We start from the raw sequence: 23,753 nt of genomic DNA, 5'->3' as shown, positions 1-23,753 counted from the left end.
GATGGACGAAATTATTGATTACCCTCGCGGTATGCCATTGCCGATTAGGGCAGACAAAAACATGACCATCGACACGGGATTTAGGACTGACCAGCCACAGGTTGGCGCTCCTATTTTCCAGCCTCTTACAGATGATTTAAAAACCGTTTGGAGTGTGCGATGGGTATTGAGGCGAGAGCAGGAAAGGCGCTTTGCTCAATGGTTGCGAAGCCCTAACTATCTTGATAATGGTAAGCGCTGGTTTCGTATGGAAATTGATTTGGGCGGTAGTGGGCTACAGGAACAAATAGTTCACTTCGTTCAAATGCCAGTGCAGACGTCGATAGTTGCTGGCGTGGTGACATGGACAGGAAGCATTATTTGCCGAAAACTGAACAACACAGATGATGAGTTCGGAGACCTGATTGTCGAGTTATTACCTGAAGAATGGGGCTTGCTCGATATCGTCGTCACCGAGCGATTACCACGATGTAAGGGGGGAGAATGAAGTTAAGAGAGTACCGAGCGCAACGACCGATGCGCACATTTTACGAAACAATTCAATTCTATCACCCATCATTCGGAAACATTCATTTAGTCAGCTTACAGATAGAGCCTAAAGTCTTGGGCGGTGTTGAGTATCAGCCGTGTAACTTTGAGCTAGCAGAGAGCCAGCAAAGCAAAACGCCAATTATCGATGCTTCGGTTAAGTTTAGCCGAGTCGCGCAGGACTTTAAGCCGCAACTCAAGCTATGGCGGTCAAATACTCGAATGAAGCCAATTATCGCAACATTCAGGCTATTTGATTCAGCTGATAAAGATAATCCGATAAGTGAATGGTCGCTGTATGTGAAAGACTGCTCGCTTGATGCGGAATCGGTCACTGTCACGCTGTCGATGAATAACCCGCTCAACAAAAACATCGCCAAAATTTACACGATGGAAGAATTCACAGGCTTGGAGACGGTCTAATGACGAAATTAGAGTTTATTAATCGGATGATTGGCAAGCCGTGGAAGAATCGGGCGTGTACGTTTGATGCGTGTGATTGCTGGGGCTTGGTGGTCTTGTATTTTAGGTACGTACTAGGTACGGAAATTCATCACGACGCTGGCTACGAATCGGACCATGATTTTGTAACTTGTTATGAGAATGAGGTCGAATTCTGGCAGCGCACAGAGCATCCAGTCGATGACGGGATATTCATTGGTTATCGCGGCACTCAGCCAGCTCACATCGGGTTAGTTATCGACGGTAATGCATTTCATAGTCGAGGTGAAAATGGCGCTGTACGCATGGATAGGCTCATTGTGCTTGAGAAGAAATTCACGAAATTGGAGTTTATGAAATATGCCGATAGTTGAAATTCAGCGAATTGCTGGAACGCCTAAAGAGAGAGTCGATTTAACAGTCGGCTCTTTTTTTTATAGCGATTTTCTAGTGCATCAGCAGTTACATAGTGATGTTCTGATTATCGTTAACGGTCGAGAGTTGCAAGAAGATGACGAATTGGATTTCGAGATAACACCTACTCACCTTATTCAAATATTCGACCAGCCAAAAGGTGTTATCGGCGATATTCTGAATCCAGTGTTCAACCTAGTCACAAAAGTATTCTCGTTTCTGGCACCAAAAACGCCGTCATTTTCTGCGGCTGAGTCGAATGTCAAAGATAGCCCGAATAACCGACTCACAGGGCAAACAAACGTTGCAAGGGCATATCAGGCAAGACCAGAGATACACGGGCAAGTAAGGGCGTTTCCTGACCTCATCCAGCAGTCTATGTTTGAGTATAACAACAACCTTAAGACTGTAACCGAGTGGCTAAACATCGGTATTGGCGAATATAAAACAGAAAGCATTCGATTTGCTGAATCTGATTTTACCGCGATGGCTGGTGCGAGTTACAAGATATACAAGCCAAAAGAATTTATCCCGCTGATCAACGAGGGCTTCGAGTTTCCAGACATCGACGGTCAAGAATTGCCGGGTCCCAATGAAAGCAATGAAATTCCACAGCAAACAGCGACAGCAAATGAGGTCGTTTCGGGTGAGATAAAAGGCGGCGAAGCAGCGATAAAAATCGTTAAACAAGATGAATTTGAGTATTTCTTTGAGCTCACAAAGCCACGTTCAATCTCAATGACAGTGAATGTAAGCTACGACACTCCGCAGGGCTCTGTCACTAAAGATGTCATAATTGACGCTCAGTTAGCTGACGCTAAAGAGAGTGACGATGGTGCGCTGATCGGGAAAACATATTACTACGAATTCTTTTTCACAAACCTGTCTGGTACTGAACTCGCTCAGCTCCCGCCGAATGCAGTAGTGAACACGACAAAGTTTATTTTGTACGACAATCAATTCTTAACAGTCGGCCCATTCTTTTCCCCTGTTGACGGCGATCAGATGTGGATTCACTTGCAAGCACAACTAGGGGGCGGTGATAACTGTAATGCTGATGTTGAAATCTGGAAGATAAACACGGATAACGAAGAAATAGCGGGCACTCGTCAAAGCTTTAATACTGCGCTAAGTGCAAATAATGGCGCGCGAGTTTATTACAAAACGGACAAGGTGACGCTTAACTCAGGTCGTGGACGTTACGCTGTACAACTCACTAGACGCAATAACAGCAGCGATCAAAGCATCATGAAAATCGAAAACGCTCACATTGTCCGAGTTCGTGAGAATGTCGTTTTTGAGAATGACACCATTGTTAATGTATCTGTGAGAGCTACTGAAGCACCAACAGGGGCAAGAGAGCGCAAATACAATTTGTTGGCCACACGCATGCATATTTCGTATGACCGAGTATCAAAGCAAGTTGACTATACGCTCAGGCCATCGCGAAGTTTTGCTGATGCAGTGCTGCATACTTGGTTAATCACAGCTGGCGAAAATGAAAAGAATATCGACATCGACGGTCTCTATCGAATTTACGATAGCTTGCCAGATGAGCGGCTCGGATATTTTGATTACACATTCGATGATGAAGATATTTCCCTCGGTCAGCGCATCGAAACTATCTGTAATGCAGCTCGAGTGACGGCTTATTACGACAATGCAGTGCTGACATTCTCGCGTGAACAGTCTAGCGAATTCCCCATGACCACCTTCAATCGGTCAAACATCACAGGTAACGACATGAAGATATCGTATGACATGTCAATGCCATCTGGTTATGACGGGATTGAATTGGAGTATGTCGAACCGGTTCGCAATAAGAAAGACTATATCCGCTTTCGAGTTGATGAAAACGGAATCACTGAAGGGTTATCACGCACTCCGAATAAGATAGTTTTACAAGGCTGTAGAAATCACTATCAAGCAATGGACAGGGCGCTGTTAGAGGCTAATCGACTCATTCACCAACGAACAAGTATCAGTCTGACAACCCTAGCAGATGGCGGGAATGTGTACCCATCAGATATGGTTCTGATAGCTGATACTTACGATTCAAATCAGCAAGCCGGTTACATCACTGAGAGAAACGGAGAGGCATTCACAACTAGCGAGAAAATCAAATTTGATGCAGAGATGTGGGTGTATCTCACAGATAGCATGGGCTACACAACGCGTAAGTTTAAAGCTGAACCAAGGCAAGATACCGAGTTTGGCTTTATCGCAAGTGTGCCAGAGGATATCGAGCTCAATTTGTACGAAGGTTATCGAGTGCAGTCACCGTCAAGATATGTGATCGCAACTTCAGTAGAAACCGACAATATTAAGTGGGTGATAACAGATAAACGCCCGCTTGGTGGAGAACGCTACACAATAACCGCAACAGAACATTTCGACGCAAAAGCCGACTATAACGCATAACAGCAATCATTAACCAACAAGCCAGCCATAGAGCTGGCTTTTTTATTGGAAAAAATAAGCATGAGAGAAGTCAAGCCAACAAAAAATCCAGTTCCCAGCTCTGATGTAAAAGACCTGTTTTTTAACTCAGGATTGCTAGATATCTGGGCTACATCACTAGAGCGTAAATACATTGACCGCTTTGGAAATTGCCACCTTACTGCTGCGGGTATGGAGTGGTTATTCAAAGAGTTGGTCGAGAAGTTTAAAGTCGACATGAATACAGCGATCGTCGCGGCTGGCTATATTACTATAGATAGCTTTCAACAAGGTGCTGATTTACCGAACAATGAATTAACTCAGCGCAATCATATACTGCGTGATGAAACTACAGGTGAATACTACCGTTGGGATGGTGATTTGCCTAAACAAGTGCCAGCAGGCTCAACTCCGCAATCAACAGGTGGCATCGGTAAAGGTGCGTGGGTCAGTGTTGGTGATGCTAGCTTACGTGGTGATATTAAAAATGGAGATGGGTCGTTAATTGGAATTGGCAACAATCAAACACTAAAAGATAGATTATCCGAGTATTTAACTACATCTAGCTTTAGTATAAAGGGTGGGGCTGGCACTGGGTGTGTAGATGCTTTGATTGATGCTATTGAAAAATTAAAGGCAGCGAAGCAACCCTTGAGGTTTGTAAACGGGGAATATTATATTGAGAAAAACATCACTATAGACATTCCGGTGGAAGTTCCATTTGGCGCAGTCATCAAAGTAGATAAAAATGCAACCCTGAAGCTTAACAGTGAATTTAACGCTGGGCTATATCACGTATTTGAAACCGAAGATGATTTTTATGCCGATCCAAAGGCGAAAACGTCTGTTAAATTTACTAATCACGAAGTAAAACCCGAGTGGTTTGGCGCGAAAACAACTGAAAATATACTTGATATTCTAACAGTTCAGGATAGCTCTCATGCAATATTAAAAGCATTTAGAGCAGCGATTGGTGACTTTGTTAACCCTACTGGCAATGACCTCTGGTCAGAGTTTCCGTACTCCAATGTTGTGCTAGCTAATGGGTGTTATCGATGTGACAGACCTATTCAGTTTGGCTATCAAGAACGGATAGATGGGACTATGGTTCGTTATAAAACCAATGGAAGCGGCATGCAGGGAAAAGGCAGCGGTTTATCATTACTGGTGTTTACTGACAGTGAATACAAAGGGAATGCACATTTTACAGCGTCATACATGTCGGGAGAAATGCATAAATACAATGGCTTCAAAGTTGCTTTTTGTAACCCTGGCTTATCAGGCTCGGATAGATTTTATAGTTATGCTGGCGCAATGATGTTGTTTACATCGATTGACTCTATTGAAACATCTGATTTGTGGGCGTCTGGTAGTTATTACTCGTATGTTAATAGTGATAACGTCGTGACTGGCGGAGTTGGTATTCAGTTTGAGTCTCTTACAGATCACAGATACAGAGATATACTTACAGAGCATAATGTACACGGGGTTGCGTTTAGCTCATGCCTAAGTAACGGCTCTAACATCAAAGGGTTCTTCAATAAACACTCTGATATTTCATTCGGTAACTTCATTCCCGCGTGGGGCGCTCAGTCAGGTCAGCTAACAACAAACACAGTGTCGCTTGCTGGCTTTAAGAGTAAAGCATGTTATGCATTCCCTATCTATTTTGGAACAAAAGAAAACTATATAAATATTAATGGCGTGACAATTAATGGACTAGGTGAGTCGTCAACAATAAGAACAACAGTAAGAGCTATAGGATTTAACCCTAAAGGAGGTGGTGCCTATGGTGGAATCTCAGGAAAAGTTATTAGTGTCAATTATGGATTACTCACAGATAATGGCACATCTTTCGCTGGAAAATTAGGCGCTAAATTAACATTGAACTTTGTAGTAAAAGACGCAACAGCAGCATCTTCTAGCGAAACTGCAGTTGTTAATATACAAAACCCAGAATCAAATATTGATCTGACAATGTCATTAGATGGGACGAGCCGCTTGCCCGCAGTGAGAAATTTCTCTTTATATACATCCGTTTCATTATCCTTACGCAATGTTAAAAATGCAACTGGTGCGATAGGCTTCATTAATCACGAAAACGGGCAATTAAATATCAGAGAAATAACAGAATCTGGCGGTGATGGAGTTTGGTTGGGGTATGTGAGTGGAGGTAGAGTACTCCTGCCAGTAATATACAGCATCAGTAACAGCAAGATTAGAAAGTCAGGTGGGGCTGTAATAAGGTCAATTGCTGATAATTACCCTGACGTAGTATAGCACGGAGGGAAAATCACTGTGACGAGCTGTGCCGAAATTGTGACACAAAAATGAGAGGAGTTGGCACAAATGAGCAAAAATTAGCAAAGTACAAAAATGCTGGCTGGCTTGTAGTGCGGCTTTGCTAGCTAAAAATCATTAATCAATGTTTGCACATCCTGTGATTCATAATCTAATGCAGATGTTGCTTCATCTAAAATCAAGATATCGGGTTTTGTCAGTAAGGCCCTAGCTAATGCAACACGTTGACGTTGTCCACCTGAAAGATTGGTTCCTCTTTCAGATAGGTGATAGTTAAAATTATCAGGCAAACCCATAATAAACTCATAGGCTCCCGCCAGTTTTGCCGCTTCAATTACGTCATCATCACTCGCTTGTGGTTTACTCAAACGAATGTTTTCTGTGATAGTTCCGACAAATAGCATGCTTTCTTGTAGTACCACACTCATACGCCGACGTAATGCTACGGTATCGCTAACCGATAAATCCATCCCATCAACAATGACCTGACCATGCTGTGGTATATAAAGTCGCTGTAGCAGTTTAGTTAAGGTGCTTTTACCTGAACCCGAAGGGCCTGTAATACCAATAAATTCACCTGCTTTTACTGAAAGAGAAAGATTATTGAGTACTTCTGGTGTGTCTGGTTGATAACGAAAACGAATATTTTGGAAGTCAATGCAGCCATGGATAGATGCGGAGCTCACAATCCCTTTTCTTTCATTTTCTACGGGCTCATCAAGAATATCGCCTACTCGTCGTAATGATATGATAGTGTGTTGAAAGTCTTGCCAAATTTGGGCTAAGCGTAAGACGGGTTGGGTCACATGAGCACTCAACATATTGTAGGCAACCAGCTCACCTGGGCTAATACCACCATTCATGACTTCTTTTACACCGACCCAAAGAAGTAATGCGGTAGTGACTTTACTGACCAAAGTCATCAATTGGGATGCAACCTCACTACGCATGGTGACTTTGAAGCCTTGAATTAATTGCTTACTGAGTAATTTTTGCCAGCGAAGGTGAAAATATTTCTCAGTCGCGGTGGTTTTAATCGTTTCAATACCTGTGATTGACTCGGTTAAAAAGGTTAAACCATTTTCATCTGCTTGGTAGGATTTTTCAGTTTGTCGACGAATGATAGGGCCAAGGATCATCCATAGAATAAAGAAAACGAACAGGGAACCTATTAAGATCCATGTCATGGTTGCACTATAGGAAAACAGTACAGCAATAAATAGGCTGACAAATAGCAAGTCAATAAATAGCATCAATGTTGAACCCGTCAAAAATTGACGGATATGTGCCATTTCCCTGATCCGCGCAATAATTTTGCCGGTTGGTCGTAATTTAAAATAATTTAATGGCAATGCCATTAAATGGCGGTATAGCTTTCCTGATAATTCAGAACCAATCTGTGAACTGGTATTACTGAAAATTTTATTACGAATAAAGGTATACAGCGGTTCTGCAAATGCAATACTGATAATGCCAATGGCTAACACATGCAGGCTATCAATGCTTCTTCCAACTAAAACTTTATCAATAACATTTTGAAAAAATAAAGGATTGATCAAAGCAAACAATTGAACAACCGCTGCTAGGATGAAGATGTTTTTTAATTGTGAACGCTGACGTAATATTGATGGAATAAACCAACTGATGCCAAATTTTTTCTTTTGTTCAATTTCAAATTGTTCTTTTATCAATAGAGCTTTGACATTGTCAGTTGTACTCAAAAGATTATCTAGATGTTCGATCTTATTACTTATAGGGTGAATAAGTATTAATGTATTATCACTCTCTTTTGATAATATAAACCAGCACCCGTGAACTTCAATCAGCGCCGGAAGAGGAAGGCTAGCTAATTGTTGTTTATTGAATTTAATTAACTCTGTTTCATAACCCGTAATATGTGCACATTCTCTGAGTTCCCAGTCTGTTGGTGAAGTAGTGCTCATGCCAATGGCATGCATTAACTGATCTTTAGTAAGGCTTTTTTGATAATGGTTAGCAACCCAAATCAATGCTTCTAGTCCGTAGTTATTATCTATTTTTTCCATCGATTATTTTTCTCTCATTGCGGTAGAGGTGTATTCCTGAATCGGACTTAATAGATAATCAATGACGCGGCGCTTTTCAGTTTTGATTTCAGTTGTTACAGATAAACCGGGTGTGAGTTCAATATCATTGTTTTCTACCAATAAACTTTTCTTGTTAAGGCTAATTTGCCCTAAAAAAACTAACCCGAGTTGCTCATCTTGTGTGCTATCTCTTGATATAGAGAGTACTTTACCTTCAATGGTGCCATAGCGAGTATATGGAAAAGCATCAATTTTAACCGTGGCACTTTGCCCTTCGCGAATAAACCCAATATCTTTATTAAGGATTTTTACTTCAGCAAGTTGTACATCATTACTGGGAACGATTACCATTAGTTGTTGAGCGGGTTGTAATACGGCACCTAAAGTATAAGTTGCTAATTGCTGTATCGTCCCATCAACAGGAGAGCGAATAATCTCGAGTTGTTCTCTTTCTTGGTTTTTTAGCAGTTCTTGTTCTGCTGATGCATGTTTAAATTCAGCTTGTCGATATTTTTCATGCCATTCTTGGCTTTTTTGTGTCTGTAAACGATTAAGCTTTTCTTGTAATGCATGATGTTGACTATCTAAAATGCTTAGTTCAGACAACTTCATCGTTTTTTCTTTTTGAGTATGAAGAAGCTCACGTTCTTGCTCTAAGAACTCTTTCTGGCTAATCAGTTGTTTGTCATTCAACGCACTGTGAGCAGCAAGTCGTTTTCTAATGTTAATGAGCAATAAATTGACATCTTTTAACTCAAGCTTTCTCGCTGAATAGTTTGCTCTATTAATAGCTATTTCATTATTTATTTCAGTAGTTAATGCATCATATTCCTTTTTCAAACTTTGATAACTTTGTATGGCTCGTTGTTGCTCAATAGGTAATAAACTAGCAAACTTATTATTGAGTTCAGGTGATTGCTGATTTAGCAAACTATGGTGAACTATCTTTTCAATTTGTTGAAAGTTAATTTGATAAGTGAGATTAAGAATGTCTTGATTGATCCCTAATACATCGACGCTTAGTAGCGGATCGCCTTTATTCACTTTTTGACCATCGGCGACATAAATGTGCCGTAAACGACTCAGCTCAAAAGCTTGAATGATTTGGGTGCGTCCAGAAACGATCAACCGACCTTGTGCAGTTGCTTGAATATCTAATTTGCCAATATATGACCATGAAATAGCAAGTAATATACCTACACTGATAATGATGGCCGTCATCAATGCAAGATAAGACGGAGGGCTTTTTAATAGTGCCAAATGTGACGGTAAAAAACGGTCATACCGCGTATTGGTTGGTACTTTTTTCATCGCTAACATCCCTGTAATTATTTAAGTGATTGCTGTAATGACCACAAGTGTTGATAGAACTGACCTTGCTTTATTAATTGCTGGTGGCTGCCTTGCTCAATGATTTTTCCTTCCTGCATAACGATGATCCGTTGGTGCTCGCGTATAGTAGAAAGCCGATGTGCAATAGTGATCACTGTTCTACCTTGAGCAATAATCTGCATGTTTTCCTGAATAATGGCTTGAGATTCATCGTCTAATGCGCTTGTTGCTTCATCAAATATAATAATTTTGGGGTCAGCAAGTAACGTTCGCGCAATCGCTATTCGTTGGCGTTGACCCCCTGATAGCGAAGAACCACCTTCGGATAGGACTGTATCGTAGCCCATGGGAAGCTTTAAGATAAAATCATGGGCTCCTGCCATTTTAGCGGCTTGTATGACTTGATCCATGGAAGCACTTGGGCAAGTTTGTGCGATATTATCGAATACCGTTTGGTTAAACAGGTAATTCTCTTGTAATACGATACCGACCTGTTGCCTTAATGAGTGAATATTTATTGATGTTAATGGTACTCCATCAATAAAAATACCACCTTGCTCAGGGGTATATAGACGGAGTAGTAAACGGGCTAAGGTACTTTTCCCTGAGCCTGATGTTCCAACAATTCCTAATGTTTCACCTGAACGAATGGATAAACTAAAATCGTTCAGGATGTAGGGCATATTGGGTTGGTAGCGAAAAGAGATATTACATAATTGGATATGACCTTTTAATGTATTATTTTGACCGTGTTTAGTTTGTTCTATAGGTAAATTGATAATTTGTGCTAGTTTCTCAATAGCTACTTTGGTTCTAATATAATCTCCCCAAAGTTTAACCAATTTTACCAAAGGCTGGCTAGCATGGTTGACCATCATATGGAAAGCGATAAATTGCCCGATGGTGAGTTGCAAAGCTAATACTTCTGATGCACCTACCCATAAAATAACTGCACTGGTTAATTTTTCAATTACCATAACGAGATGTTCAGAACGTGAATTGATCTGCCCAGCAGTAAAAGTAGTATGGCTCATCTCTGAAGTCTGCTTATCCCATCTGCGAGTAAAGTTAGGTTCAATAGATAAGCTTTTTGCTGTTTCAATGCCATTAATGCTCTCGGTTAAAAAAGACGTATTAATTGCAATATTAGCAAACTGTTCATGAGCAGCAGCTTCAATTTTAGGGGTTAGCCACCAAGCAATGAGTAAATAAAGTGGAATTGAGCAGAGGAAAATTAGGGTGAGAGTCGAAGAGAGTAAACTCATCACATAAATAAATACAAACAGAAATAACACATCAACACATAATGTAAAAAAACTCCCAGTTAGAAACTCACGAATGGTTTCAAGTTCTTTTACTCGAGTTACAATGGCGCCAATTTGGCGTGTTTTAAAAAAAGAAATAGGAAGGTGTAATAAATGGTTAACTAGTTTTAAACCTAATGTAATATCAATCCGATTTACGGTGTGATGATAAACATATTCTCTTAAACCTTTTAAGGTAACCTCGATAATAGCCACAACAATTAAGCCAAATATCAATACATCCAAGGTCGCCATACTGTTATGGACTAATACTTTATCCATAATGACTTGAATAACAATCGGAGATACTAAGGCGAGTATTTGTAAAATAAATGAGAATAGCAAAACCCATGCAATAATATTTTTATATTTTAAAAATTCAGCTTGAAACCACGTAATATCAAATTTACTTTGTGTTGATTTTACTTGCAGCCATTTACCGCTCCACTTTTGTTTAAATTCATCTATTGCCCAAATTTCAGGGGCGTGATTACCAAACCGTTGTATGAGAACCTGCTCATGATTGAAATTAGCTAATAGGTAGGCAATGTTATCATTATCATATATAATAGAAGGTGAATCTATTTTTTCAATTGATTTATTTCTTTGGTTTTTAAATTTGCATTTAACATTTAGCTGTTTTTTTATCTCGGCTAATAATTCGTTTAGTGACTTTTCTTTGTCGATTATGTGGCCTAATTTCTCATGATTAATATCACCTGAAAGTTTAATGATTATGCCGATGAAATATAAGGTTGATTTTTTTTCTTCATTATCCATTTTAAGAGAGAATATTCCTTTGATTTATAACTATTGATTTTTCTATGTTTATATATTGCAAAATAACAATAGAAATTCATGACTTAATAGTATTAAGGCAGGTATGCGTAATTAATCATAATACAACAATAATAATTATAAGGATGTTAAAGTTAATCTGATATTTCGCTGGGAAACGTTGAACGGGGGAATAATTATTCCACATGCATAAGTGTTATTTATACTCGTTATACTTCAATCAAGTTATAGCGTTTTTCTACGCTCACTCGCGCTAGTCACATAGTTTTCTATGCTCCTAGCGACTCGAATTATTTAGAGTATATTTCTATTCGTATTCAGGTAACTCAAGGAAACGATGAATGGCTCTTAAAACATGGTCAGGTTTCTCTGCATGAACCCAATGACCTGTATCTGCAACCACCCATGCTTTAGCATTTGGGAATTGTGCTGCTATTTGAGGGCGATATTCTGCTTGAACATAAGGGGAATTTCCACCAGGGATCAGCAAAATAGGTTTATTCCAAGCAGGAACAGGTTCCCAGCCAATGATTAGCTCATAATTTTCTTTAATTGCGGATAGATTAAATTTCCATTCACCTTGACGGAAAGATTTGAGCAAAAATTGAATAACGCCGTCTTCATTAAGATATTCACGCATAATAACAGTGGCTTCTTGGCGGCTTTTAGCTCCATTTTGAATAACGGCTTCAAGGGCGGCAATAATCGTATCATGTCGGCGTACTTGGTAAGCAACAGGCGCCATATCAATAGCAACAATTTTTTCGATAAAATCAGGGGCAATTTCAGTGGCTGCCATTGATATTTTCCCCCCCATTGAATGACCAATGAGTATTGCACTCTTATAACCTAAAGATTGCAATAAGGTAATCACATCATCTGCCATCTGCCGATATTCCATGGTTTCTGCGCGAAATGAATCGCCATGGTTGCGAACATCAATTTGGATAGTTTCAAAATATTTTTGTAAATCGCGGCCTAATACACCAAGGTTGTTGAGATCACCAAATAGCCCATGAATTAGTACTACAGGAGTCGGTGATATAGGATTTTCAGGCTTGTGGATCGTATGATTTAGCAAATTAGTCATCATTAAACGTCAATTTTAAAATTGTTAATAATTCTATGATGGCATGTCTGTTTAAAAAATCCAAATCGACAAGGTGGGGTGGAATCTACCTATATAATAACTATGACCAATAGCTTATTTTCTGATTAAGCATAAAACGACCAATAAAATGATAACTTACTGAAATATCGTTGAACTTAGGTTGGTGTTTACTTTAAGTTATTGAAATTTTAATTGTTTTGTTTTTTTGAAATCTATCTTATAATCCCCAAGCAAATTTTGGTTAAAAAAGTACTGGGAAAAAATGAAAACGATAGAAGTTGATGAAGAGCTTTACCGCTATATTGCCAGCCATACACAGCATATCGGTGAAAGTGCATCGGACATTTTGCGCCGTATGTTAAACTTTAAGTCCGGTCAGCCAGTACAAGTCGTTAAAGAACTCGGCAACGAACAGCTGCTACAACCAGCTGTAGAGACAAAAAAAACATCCGCTGCACCGCAAAATCCGGTCCGTGTAGTAAGGGAGCTATTGCTCTCTGATGCATATGCAGAAAAAAATAAAGCAATAGACCGCTTTATGCTAATTTTATCGACACTGTATAGCTTAGATTCAACAATCTTTGCAAATGCTACAGAGGCAATGCATGGTCGTACTCGTGTCTATTTTGCAGGTGATGAGCAAACGCTATTAGCCGCAGGTAGGCAATCAAAGCCACGTCATATTCAAGGAACACCTTATTGGGTGATCACGAATACAAATACCAATCGCAAACGCAGCATGGTTGAAGCAATCATGCAGGAAATGCAATTCCCTGCCAATGTGATTGAGAAAGTCTGTCATACAATCTAATCTAAAAATTGAGGCATCACTGATATTGCCTAGGAGTATCAGTGTATTGGGAGAAAATAAGTGACTATACATGAACGTGCAGGGCAGCTTCCGTTTCAAACTGATTTGATTAATGTTGCACAATTAACCGCTCAATATTATCAATTGCAGCCGCAAGTCGGTAATCCTGAACATGCCGTAAAATTTGGCACATCAGGGCACAGAGGGAGTGCAAATAGAAAGAATTTCAATGAAAATCATATTCTTGCTATTGCTCAGGCGATTGTCAACTTACGGAAACAGCAAGGTCTAACAGGCCCATGCTTCATTGGTAAAGATACCCATGCTCTGTCTGAGGCGGCATTTATCTCTGTTATTGAAGTGCTTGCTGCTAATCAGGTTAGTATTGTTATTCAAGCAGATAATGGTTTTACGCCGACTCCTGCTATCTCCCATGCCATTATTAGTTATAACCAATCACATCAAGATGTTGCTGATGGAATAGTGATAACGCCATCGCATAACCCTCCAGAAGATGGCGGTATTAAATATAACCCATCAAATGGTGGTCCTGCAGATACAGATTTAACTTCTGTGATTGAGAAACAAGCGAACCAATTAATTGCAGAAAACCTTGCTGGTGTGAATCGTTTATCTTTTGAAGAAGCTCTGTCCAGTGGTTATGTCGTAGAACAAGACCTTATTATGCCTTATGTTGCAGCATTGGGTGAAGTTGTTGATATGAAAGCTATCCAAAAAGCAGGGTTAAAATTAGGTGTCGACCCTCTCGGTGGCTCAGGTATCGAATACTGGCGCAAGATTGCAGAGTATTATCAATTAGATCTTGAATTAGTTAATGATCAACTCGATCAAACTTTCCGCTTTATGCCACTTGATCATGATGGCGTGATCCGTATGGATTGCTCCTCACGCTGGGCAATGGCTGGTTTATTAGGCATGAAAGAAAAGTTTGATTTAGCTTTTGCTAACGACCCTGACTATGATCGCCATGGTATTGTAACTCCTGCGGGCTTAATGAATCCAAATCATTACCTTGCTGTGGCAATTGATTATTTATTTCAACATCGCCCTCTCTGGGGTAAACAAGTTGCAGTAGGTAAAACACTTGTTTCTAGTGCGATGATTGACCGTGTTGTTGCTGATATTGGCCGTGAGCTTGTGGAAGTGCCTGTTGGCTTCAAATGGTTTGTTGAGGGGTTATTTGATGGCTCACTAGGCTTTGGTGGCGAAGAAAGCGCAGGCGCTTCTTTCTTAAAATTTGATGGCACTCCATGGTCAACAGATAAAGATGGCATCATCTTATGTTTGCTAGCCGCTGAAATTACCGCCGTGACAGGTGAGAATCCACAACAGCGCTATAATAAACTAGCCGAAAAGTTTGGCGCACCTATTTATAGTCGTATCCAAGCCAAAGCAACGCATGAACAAAAAGCTAAGCTGAGTAAGTTATCTCCTGAAATGGTATCTGCCGATACTTTAGCTGGCGATAAAATAACCCAACGCTTAACGACTGCACCGGGCAATGGTGCCTCAATTGGTGGATTGAAAATCATGACTGATTATGGTTGGTTTGCGGCTCGTCCATCGGGTACTGAAGAGGCATATAAGATCTACTGTGAAAGCTTCCGCGGTGAAGAGCATTTGCGCCAAATTGAAAAAGAAGCTATTGAAATTGTGAGTAAGGTGATCTCCTAGTTTTTCGGCCTCATTTAACGCTACTTGTTAATAAAATCGTTTTTAAATCCCGATCGTGGCAACTTAGCCAAAATCGGGATTTTATTTTTTTAAGCCTTTCAATTTCTGCATAATATTACAGTTGTATTTGTTGTGACGGGATTAACAAAATTCCTTGCTTTTTTATTAATAAATTACCTGTATTGTATTTCTGTTCTTCTCGACAATAACCGTTGCAGCACGCGACGGGGGATGATACAACCATAGTACTGAGCTAATTTAATAAACATTGTTGAAATTAAAGATAGGGTGAGGTCAATGAGTCAGGTTTATAATTTCAGTGCGGGTCCTGCAATGCTACCCGTAGAAGTCATGCGCCGTGCAGAACAAGAATTTTGTAATTGGAAAGGTCTTGGTATTTCTGTCATGGAAGTGAGTCATCGCAGTAAAGACTTCATCGCAGTTGCCGAAGAAGCAGAGCAAAACTTACGTGATCTGCTTAATGTTCCCCAAAATTATAAAATTTTATTCTGTCATGGTGGCGCTCGTGGACATTTTGCAGCGATACCGATGAATCTCTTGGGTGATAAAACAACAGCTGACTACATTGTAGGTGGCTATTGGGCCGAATCAGCAGCCGAAGAAGCACAAAAATACTGCACTCCAAATATAATCCAAGTCAAACAAGAAAAAGATGGTGTGGTTGGCATTAAGCCTATGAGTGAGTGGCAATTAAGTGATGATGCCGCCTACATTCATTATTGCCCTAATGAGACAATTGATGGATTAGCAATACACGAAGAACCTGACTTCCCGAAAGATAAAATCGTTATTGCTGACTATTCATCTGCTATCTTGTCTAAACCTATCGATATTAGCCGTTACGGCGTTGTTTATGCAGGAGCACAGAAAAACATAGGCCCTGCTGGTTTAACTATTGTGATTATTCGCGAAGATTTGCTAGGCAAAGCTTCAATACAAACGCCATCAGTATTTGATTACACCGTCCTTGCCAAATATGACTCAATGTTCAATACACCACCAACATTTGCTTGGTACTTATCAGGCATGGTTTTTAAATGGTTGAAAGAACAAGGCGGTTTGCAAGAAATGGCAAAACGTAATTATGAAAAATCTCAACTATTATACAACGCAATTGATGATAGTGAGTTCTATATTAACCGTGTTGCAGTTGAAAACCGTTCTTGGATGAACGTCCCATTCCAAATGCAAAATCCAGCTTTAGATGAGAAGTTCCTTGCTGAAGCCAAAGCTCAAGGGCTATTGTCACTGAAAGGCCACCGTGTATCGGGTGGAATGCGCGCTTCTATCTATAATGCAATGTCATTAGCGGGTGTTCAGGCTTTGGTCGATTTTATGGCGGACTTTGAACGTCGCCACGCGTAATGATCTTCCCACTCCAATACTATGAATCGTATTGGGGTGGGTTTTGCCTCTATTTTTTTACATTGAAAACGATAATAATTAATTTAGCAAACAGTACTGGAGAATCTGCTCGTTATGCAATCCCTGACATTACAACCTATCTCTTCAATTAACGGAACGATCAACCTGCCAGGGTCTAAAAGTGTATCGAACCGAGCTCTTTTATTAGCAGCGATGGCAAATGGTACAACCGTGCTGACTAATTTATTAGACAGTGATGATATTCGCCATATGCTGAATGCATTAAGCGAATTAGGTGTAAAATATCAATTGTCTGAAGATAAAACACGTTGCAGTGTACAAGGCATCGGTGGACGTTTAAGTTATCCAAATGAACTGGAAATTTTCCTTGGCAATGCAGGAACGGCAATGCGTCCTCTTACTGCTGCCTTGTCATTAGCAGAAAATAACATTGTATTGACTGGTGAGCCACGCATGAAAGAGCGCCCGATAGGGCATTTGGTTGATGCCTTACGTGAGGGTGGCGCTATTATTGAGTACTTAGAACAGGAAAACTATCCTCCAATTCGCTTACGTGGTGGTTTTTCGGGCGGTACAATTTCAGTCGATGGCTCAGTTTCTAGTCAGTTTTTAACAGCACTTTTAATGGCAGCACCTTTAGCCGAGAAAGATACACTGATTTCTATTGTTGGCGATTTAGTTTCGAAACCCTATATTGATATTACGTTAGCACTAATGGCTACCTTTGGTGTGAATGTTGAAAACCATCAATATCAACAGTTTATTATTAAAGGGCAACAACAGTATCAATCTCCTGGTGAATACTTAGTTGAAGGTGATGCATCATCTGCCTCTTATTTTCTGGCAGCAGCTGCAATAAAAGGTGGTACTGTTCGAGTAACCGGTATTGGTAGAAATAGCCTGCAAGGTGATACAAAGTTTGCCAATGTTCTAGAAAAAATGGGTTCAATCATTCGTTGGGGCGATGATTTTGTTGAATGCGAACGCGGAACCTTAACGGGCATCGATATGGATATGAATGCTATTCCTGATGCTGCAATGACAATAGGAACAGTTGCTTTGTTTGCCAAAGGGGAAACGGTGATCCGCAATATTTATAACTGGCGCGTGAAAGAAACAGATCGCTTATATGCAATGGCAACAGAATTACGTAAAGTTGGAGCAGAAGTAGAAGAAGGTCATGATTTTATTCGTATCGTTCCACCTGCGAAACTTCAGCATGCAGAGATTGAAACTTATAATGATCACCGTATTGCCATGTGCTTTTCATTGGTTGCATTATCAGATACCCCTGTAACTATCTTGGACCCAGGCTGTACGGCAAAAACATTCCCTGATTACTTCCAACAATTAGCGCGTTTGAGTGAATTTTAATCATTTGACTGACGAAAATGAAACCTGTTCATTTTTGTCAGTTTCTTCTCTTATATATTAATCTCACTAGTAAATTACAAATTTTATCTCATTCATCAGAACGTGCTTATTTCACAAAACTGATGAGTAGGTATAATGTCGCCACTGATTTTAATTGCAGGTGAGAAATTCACTTGCAGAAAAGGAGACCTTTTTATGGTGGCGATTGCCCCTGTAATAACCGTTGATGGACCTAGCGGTGCTGGTAAAGGTACGTTATGCCAAGCGCTGGCAAACGAATTTGGATGGCAACTTTTAGATTCTGGCGCGATTTACCGCGTACTTGCTTTAGCGGCATTGCATCATCATGTTGATATCCAATCAGAAGATGCACTAGTGCCACTTGCGGCGAATTTAGACGTTCGTTTCGTACCGGAAGACAATCAGTTAAAAGTCATTTTAGAAGGCGAGGACGTCTCAAATCAAATTCGCACTGAAGATGTGGGGAAAACGGCGTCACAAATTGCGGCTTTTCCTCGCGTAAGAGAAGCTTTGCTTCGCCGTCAGCGAGCCTTTAGAGCTATGCCTGGTTTGATTGCGGATGGCCGCGACATGGGAACGGTGGTTTTCCCTGATGCTCCTGTGAAAATTTTTCTTGATGCCTCCGCGGAGGAGCGGGCTCATCGTCGTATGAAGCAGTTGCAGGAAAAGGGGTTTGATGTTAACTTTGAACGACTTTTAACCGAAATACAGGAACGCGATTATCGAGATCGTAACCGAACGGTTGCGCCGTTAATTGCTGCAAAGGATGCTTTAATACTGGATTCCACAAGTATGTCTATTGAGGAAGTCATTGAAAAAGCTCAAGCCTATGCGAAAAAAATTCTACAATTATCTTAATAATTGGCTGTATTTTAGCTTATAATGTAGATAGTATACGCACTTAATACTATGCTGATTTTGTAAAGTTAGCCTAGTAGCCACCTTACGACATGGAGTGTTGTGGGGTATGTGAAACAACCCCATTTGGCCGGATGCTGAATGGACGTTAATTAAAAACTCTTGAAGATCATTAATATGACAGAATCTTTTGCTCAACTCTTTGAAGAATCCCTGCAGAATATTGAAACTCGTCCTGGTTCTATCGTCCGTGGTACTGTTGTTGCCATCGATAAAGACGTTGTCCTGGTTGACGCAGGTCTGAAATCTGAATCTGCAATCCCAGTAGAACAATTCAAAAATGCTCAGGGTGAGCTTGAAATCCAAGTTGGCGACGAAATCGACGTAGCGCTGGATGCAGTTGAAGATGGTTTCGGTGAAACTATTCTTTCTCGTGAGAAAGCGAAACGCCATGAAGCATGGCTGATGCTGGAAAAAGCTTACGAAGAAGCTGAAACTGTTACTGGTGTTATTAACGGTAAAGTTAAAGGTGGTTTCACTGTAGAACTGAATGGCATTCGTGCATTCTTACCAGGTTCACTGGTAGATGTTCGCCCAGTTCGTGATACTACTCACTTGGAAGGCAAAGAGCTAGAGTTCAAAGTAATTAAGCTAGATCAGAAGCGCAACAACGTTGTTGTTTCTCGTCGTGCTGTAATTGAATCTGAAAGCAGCGCAGAACGTGATCAACTGCTTGAAAATCTACAAGAAGGCATGGAAGTTAAAGGTATCGTTAAGAACCTTACTGACTACGGTGCGTTCGTTGATCTCGGCGGTGTTGATGGCCTGCTGCACATCACTGATATGGCTTGGAAACGTGTTAAACACCCAAGCGAAATCGTCAATGTTGGTGATGAAATCACAGTTAAAGTTCTGAAATTCGACCGTGAGCGCACTCGTGTTTCTCTGGGTCTGAAACAACTGGGCGAAGATCCTTGGGTCGCAATCGCTAAACGTTACCCAGAAGGTACTAAACTGACTGGTCGCGTTACTAACCTGACTGATTACGGTTGCTTCGTAGAAATCGAAGAAGGCGTTGAAGGTCTGGTTCACGTTTCAGAAATGGATTGGACTAACAAGAATATCCACCCATCTAAAGTTGTTAACGTTGGTGATGTTGTTGAAGTTATGGTTCTGGATATCGATGAAGAACGTCGTCGTATCTCACTGGGCCTGAAACAGTGCAAATCTAACCCATGGCAGCAATTTGCAGAAACTCACAACAAAGGCGACCGTGTTGAAGGTAAAATCAAGTCAATTACTGACTTCGGTATCTTCATCGGGCTGGAAGGCGGTATCGATGGCCTTGTTCACCTGTCTGACATCTCCTGGAACGTTGCAGGCGAAGAAGCAGTTCGTGAATACAAAAAAGGTGACGAAATCGCAGCTGTTGTTCTGCAAGTCGACGCAGAGCGTGAGCGTATTTCTTTAGGTGTTAAGCAGTTAGCTGAAGATCCATTCAACAACTACTTAGCTGCAACTAAGAAAGGCGCAATCGTAACTGGTAAAGTTATCGCAGTTGATGCTAAAGGTGCAACTGTTGAGCTGACTCTGGGCGTTGAAGGTTACCTGCGTGCATCAGAAGCTTCACGTGACCGTGTTGAAGATGCAACTTTGGTTCTGAACGTTGGTGATGATGTTGAAGCTAAATACACTGGTGTTGACCGTAAAAACCGTGTAATCAACCTGTCTGTTCGTGCAAAAGACGAAGCTGATGAAAAAGATGCTATCGCTACTGTGAACAAACAAGAAGATACTAGCTTCGGTAACAACGCAATGGCTGAAGCATTCAAAGCAGCTAAAGGCGAATAATTAAGCTGGGGGTAACAGATGTTACCCCTTTGTAACGGTAGTTTAGGGAGGTACTATGACCAAGTCTGAGTTAATTGAAAGACTGGCTAGCCAGCAATCTCACTTGTCAGCGAAAACGGTCGAGGAAGCTGTTAAAGAAATTCTCGAGCACATGGCTGATACACTGGCTGGTGGTGAACGTATAGAAGTCCGCGGATTCGGCAGTTTTTCTCTTCACTACCGTGCTCCGCGTGTTGGGCGTAACCCAAAAACTGGAGATAAAGTGGAGCTGGAAGGTAAATACGTTCCTCACTTTAAACCAGGTAAGGAATTACGTGACCGTGTAAATATTTATGGTCAGTAATTGACTATAAATCTTAATTATTAGTTCAAAACGGTGCTTGTATTTTATAGCACCGTTTTTTCTTTTATTTCCAACCAACCAACCAACCAACTAACCAACCAACCAACCAACCAACCTTTATCTACTACACTGTTATTTCCTTATTTGATAGCTATGCTTTGATAATTAGTCAATAAATTCATGATGTGCGAAGCACCACCCAAAAGAATGTAATATCTCAGCGCGTAAGATAAATAATTGCGTGTGTACGCTAAGACTTTAAACGGTGATAATTAAACTGATGATCCCTCCTGTTATGTTACGTACTGACATTGTGGCTTAGGATATCAACGATGCATCAAAAATTATTTTATTGGTTGTGGGGAGGGCAACTTTCTTATACCCAAGCTGCAATTGCTATTTTTATAGGGATATTACCTATTTTATTCATTCATGAGCTCCCGAAAATAGGTAATTCAACAATAATTTTATTTATATTATTTCTATTTTTGCTTTTTATTAAAGCAAATAGGTATATTAAGTTCATTGTGTTGAGCATGATGGCATTATTATGGGCTACTTGGCACTGTAATGATCTGATTGAAAAAATGAATACACTATCAAGGTCATATCATCAGTTAGAAATTACCGTTATTAGTGTACCTTTATATAATGAAAAGAAGGAGAAGGTGAGGGTTAGAATTAATAAGGTAAATAATACTTCCTTATTCCCTCCTGTTTATGCAGTATGGCAAGTCGATCAACTAAAGCAGAAGCTATGTTCAGGTCAAACATGGAAATTAAATAGTTTATTAAAACCACTACACTCGTCTCTCAATGAAGGTGGCTTTGATCAACAACGTTATTCCTTATCTCAACGTATTATTGGATCACTAAAGGTATCCGGAGCGCTTGTGGTAGATGCTGAATGCTCATTCAGACAAAAAATCATAAATTCATATATTGATAGCATTAGTGTATTAAAAAATGCAGGAGTTATTTATGCATTGATGTTTGGTGAAAGAGGAATGTTATCATCTGAACTATCGTTATTGTTGCAAACGACAGGACTAAGCCACTTGATAGCTATTTCTGGTTTACATATTGGCTTATCTTATCTATTAGGCTATTGGTTAGTTAAGTTTGGTACTTATTTTTTACCCGTGAGTTTTAGCTATTATAAAGTACCTATTATTGCTGGTGTGGTTTGTGCATTTTTCTATGCTTGGGTTTCAGGCTTCGCTATTCCGTCCATAAGGGCGCTAATTGCTTTAGTTTTATGGATTTATATCAAACAGCAAAATAGTTTTTATTTTCCTTGGCAATGGGCAATTTGGAGTGTTGGGATTATTGTTGTAACTGACCCTTTGTCTATATTATCAGATAGTTTTTGGTTATCTTGTTTTGCTGTCTTTGCAATATTATATTGGCTGCGATTGTTTCCATTGTCGTCTTATATGAAGTATAACGGCATTATTCGTTGGAGTATTGCGTTTATTCATCTACAAGCCGGTTTATTACTTTTGCTTGCGCCGATACAAGTAATGTTATTCCAGGGGATCAATTTGATGAGCTTTATGGCTAACTTATGGCTAGTCCCAATAGTATCCTGGTTAATCATTCCATTTATCCTTTTATTATTTCTATTGCCACTTTCATTTGTTCAATACATTATTTTTACTATTATCGACGAAATTATAGATGTAGGAATAAAACCACTAGCCTATTTAAGTGATTACTGGTTTGAAATACAGCCAGTTCATTTGTTTATTTTTCTATTCTGTTGGTTAATTGGCTTGTTCATCGCGCTTGGGTTATATCGGCGCTATTTGGGATTACTCGGTTGTTTTGCGGCATTATGTATAGGAACAGAAAATATAACTCGGCAATCATCAGGGAATGTATGGAGTTTAACGTTACTCGATGTTGGCCATGGCTTAGCTGTGGTTATAGAGCAAAATGGTTTAGCCTACTTCTATGATACAGGAAACCGCTGGCCTGAAGGAAGTAACGCACAGCGACAGATTATTCCTTATTTACAGCGAAAAAAAATCATACCGATTGGCATTATTTTAAGTCATGACCATCTCGATCATACAGGGGGAGTGATTGCATTAAAAAAGCAGTATCCTTGGCTAAACCTGCGTAGTAGTTTTAGCGCTTCACCAAGCCTGCCTTGTATCAAAGGGCAACATTGGCAGTGGGGTAAATTAAATTTTGAAGTACTTTGGCCTGAACGAATGTCTAAAAAATCACATAACGATGACTCTTGTATCATTATGCTAAGTGATGGCGAGTATAAAATTTTACTTACTGGAGATTTGGAAAAACAAGGCGAACAAGCGATATCAGCGCACTATAAGCAACAACTGCGTTCAGATATTTTATTTGCGCCACATCATGGAAGTAATACTTCTTCGACGCCATTATTCATAAGAATGGCTTCACCTAACATGGTGTTAGTTTCATCCGCAAGGTACAGTCCTTGGAAAATTCCGTCAGATAAAGTCCATTTTCGGTACAAAAGCAATAATATAAAATGGATTAATACTGCGGAGTCAGGTCAGGTAACCATTTGGTTTAAAAAGAAAACCATGGAATTAACTCGCTATCGAAAGGAAATACATCCGCGCTGGTATCATCTGTGGTTTGGTGATCCGCAATTTCCCGAGTAGAATAG

The 23,753-nt window shown here is 40.1% G+C and carries 17 protein-coding genes; 13 read left to right on the top strand and 4 right to left on the bottom strand.

The window, feature by feature from the left end; translation table 11 throughout:
- Position 1 precedes the first annotated feature (1 nt).
- From AC3Z9T_RS05765 to AC3Z9T_RS05745, 5 genes are read left to right on the top strand one after another with little or no spacing between them, the layout of a single operon-like run.
- On the top strand, positions 2–487 hold the full coding sequence (locus AC3Z9T_RS05765) for a hypothetical protein (RefSeq protein ID WP_123382383.1): 486 nt from the start codon (positions 2–4) through the stop codon (positions 485–487).
- Entirely contained in the window at positions 484–951 is a 468-nt protein-coding gene (locus tag AC3Z9T_RS05760) for a DUF1833 family protein (protein WP_490125266.1), read from the top strand. Before AC3Z9T_RS05765 ends, AC3Z9T_RS05760 begins: the two co-directional genes overlap by 4 nt.
- Positions 951–1,343: an NlpC/P60 family protein gene (locus AC3Z9T_RS05755; RefSeq protein WP_490125265.1), complete on the top strand. Its 393-nt coding sequence runs from the start codon at positions 951–953 to the stop codon at positions 1,341–1,343. The genes AC3Z9T_RS05760 and AC3Z9T_RS05755 overlap by 1 nt, the downstream gene beginning before the upstream one ends.
- Positions 1,330–3,804, top strand: a complete 2,475-nt coding sequence (locus tag AC3Z9T_RS05750) for a host specificity factor TipJ family phage tail protein (RefSeq protein ID WP_490125264.1) — start codon at positions 1,330–1,332, stop codon at positions 3,802–3,804. The genes AC3Z9T_RS05755 and AC3Z9T_RS05750 overlap by 14 nt, the downstream gene beginning before the upstream one ends.
- A 60-nt stretch (positions 3,805–3,864) precedes the next feature.
- Entirely contained in the window at positions 3,865–6,102 is a 2,238-nt protein-coding gene (locus AC3Z9T_RS05745; protein ID WP_490125263.1) for a tail fiber/spike domain-containing protein, read from the top strand.
- Positions 6,103–6,230: 128 nt separating this feature from the next.
- Here the strand turns inward: AC3Z9T_RS05745 and AC3Z9T_RS05740 are convergent, their stop codons facing one another.
- The 4 genes from AC3Z9T_RS05740 to AC3Z9T_RS05725 all read right to left on the bottom strand — a co-directional run bounded on the left by AC3Z9T_RS05740 (position 6,231) and on the right by AC3Z9T_RS05725 (position 12,713).
- Positions 6,231–8,168, bottom strand: a complete 1,938-nt coding sequence (locus tag AC3Z9T_RS05740; protein ID WP_490125262.1) for a type I secretion system permease/ATPase — start codon at positions 8,166–8,168, stop codon at positions 6,231–6,233.
- A gap of 3 nt (positions 8,169–8,171) precedes the next feature.
- Entirely contained in the window at positions 8,172–9,500 is a 1,329-nt protein-coding gene (locus AC3Z9T_RS05735; RefSeq protein ID WP_490125261.1) for an HlyD family type I secretion periplasmic adaptor subunit, read from the bottom strand.
- 17 nt (positions 9,501–9,517) lie between these two features.
- Entirely contained in the window at positions 9,518–11,605 is a 2,088-nt protein-coding gene (locus tag AC3Z9T_RS05730; RefSeq protein WP_490125260.1) for a peptidase domain-containing ABC transporter, read from the bottom strand.
- A gap of 325 nt (positions 11,606–11,930) precedes the next feature.
- Positions 11,931–12,713, bottom strand: coding sequence for an alpha/beta fold hydrolase (locus AC3Z9T_RS05725; protein ID WP_490125550.1), 783 nt, complete (start codon positions 12,711–12,713; stop codon positions 11,931–11,933).
- 283 nt (positions 12,714–12,996) lie between these two features.
- Here AC3Z9T_RS05725 and seqA point away from each other — a divergent pair, with 283 nt between their 5' ends.
- The 8 genes from seqA (at position 12,997) to AC3Z9T_RS05685 (ending at position 23,748) form a co-directional block, all read left to right on the top strand.
- On the top strand, positions 12,997–13,545 hold the full coding sequence (seqA, locus tag AC3Z9T_RS05720; protein WP_490125259.1) for a replication initiation negative regulator SeqA: 549 nt from the start codon (positions 12,997–12,999) through the stop codon (positions 13,543–13,545).
- Between the two features lie 60 nt (positions 13,546–13,605).
- Positions 13,606–15,240 carry a phosphoglucomutase (alpha-D-glucose-1,6-bisphosphate-dependent) gene (pgm, locus tag AC3Z9T_RS05715; protein WP_490125258.1) on the top strand — a complete coding sequence of 545 codons (1,635 nt, stop codon included), beginning with the start codon at positions 13,606–13,608 and terminating at the stop codon, positions 15,238–15,240.
- Between the two features lie 297 nt (positions 15,241–15,537).
- Positions 15,538–16,626, top strand: coding sequence for a 3-phosphoserine/phosphohydroxythreonine transaminase (gene serC, locus AC3Z9T_RS05710; protein ID WP_490125257.1), 1,089 nt, complete (start codon positions 15,538–15,540; stop codon positions 16,624–16,626).
- A gap of 114 nt (positions 16,627–16,740) precedes the next feature.
- Complete coding sequence (gene aroA / locus AC3Z9T_RS05705; protein WP_490125256.1) at positions 16,741–18,021, top strand: 3-phosphoshikimate 1-carboxyvinyltransferase; 1,281 nt, start codon at positions 16,741–16,743, stop codon at positions 18,019–18,021.
- Positions 18,022–18,216: 195 nt separating this feature from the next.
- Complete coding sequence (gene cmk / locus AC3Z9T_RS05700; protein ID WP_070924894.1) at positions 18,217–18,900, top strand: (d)CMP kinase; 684 nt, start codon at positions 18,217–18,219, stop codon at positions 18,898–18,900.
- Between the two features lie 177 nt (positions 18,901–19,077).
- Complete coding sequence (gene rpsA, locus AC3Z9T_RS05695; RefSeq protein WP_070924893.1) at positions 19,078–20,751, top strand: 30S ribosomal protein S1; 1,674 nt, start codon at positions 19,078–19,080, stop codon at positions 20,749–20,751.
- Positions 20,752–20,806: 55 nt separating this feature from the next.
- Positions 20,807–21,094 carry an integration host factor subunit beta gene (gene ihfB / locus AC3Z9T_RS05690; protein ID WP_042846474.1) on the top strand — a complete coding sequence of 96 codons (288 nt, stop codon included), beginning with the start codon at positions 20,807–20,809 and terminating at the stop codon, positions 21,092–21,094.
- 332 nt (positions 21,095–21,426) lie between these two features.
- Complete coding sequence (locus tag AC3Z9T_RS05685) at positions 21,427–23,748, top strand: DNA internalization-related competence protein ComEC/Rec2 (RefSeq protein WP_490125255.1); 2,322 nt, start codon at positions 21,427–21,429, stop codon at positions 23,746–23,748.
- Positions 23,749–23,753 lie beyond the last annotated feature (5 nt).

The organism is Providencia sp. 6390 (assembly GCF_058148425.1).
The sequence above is the reverse complement of the archived record's forward strand: the minus strand, read 5'-3'. Positions and strand labels throughout refer to the sequence as shown.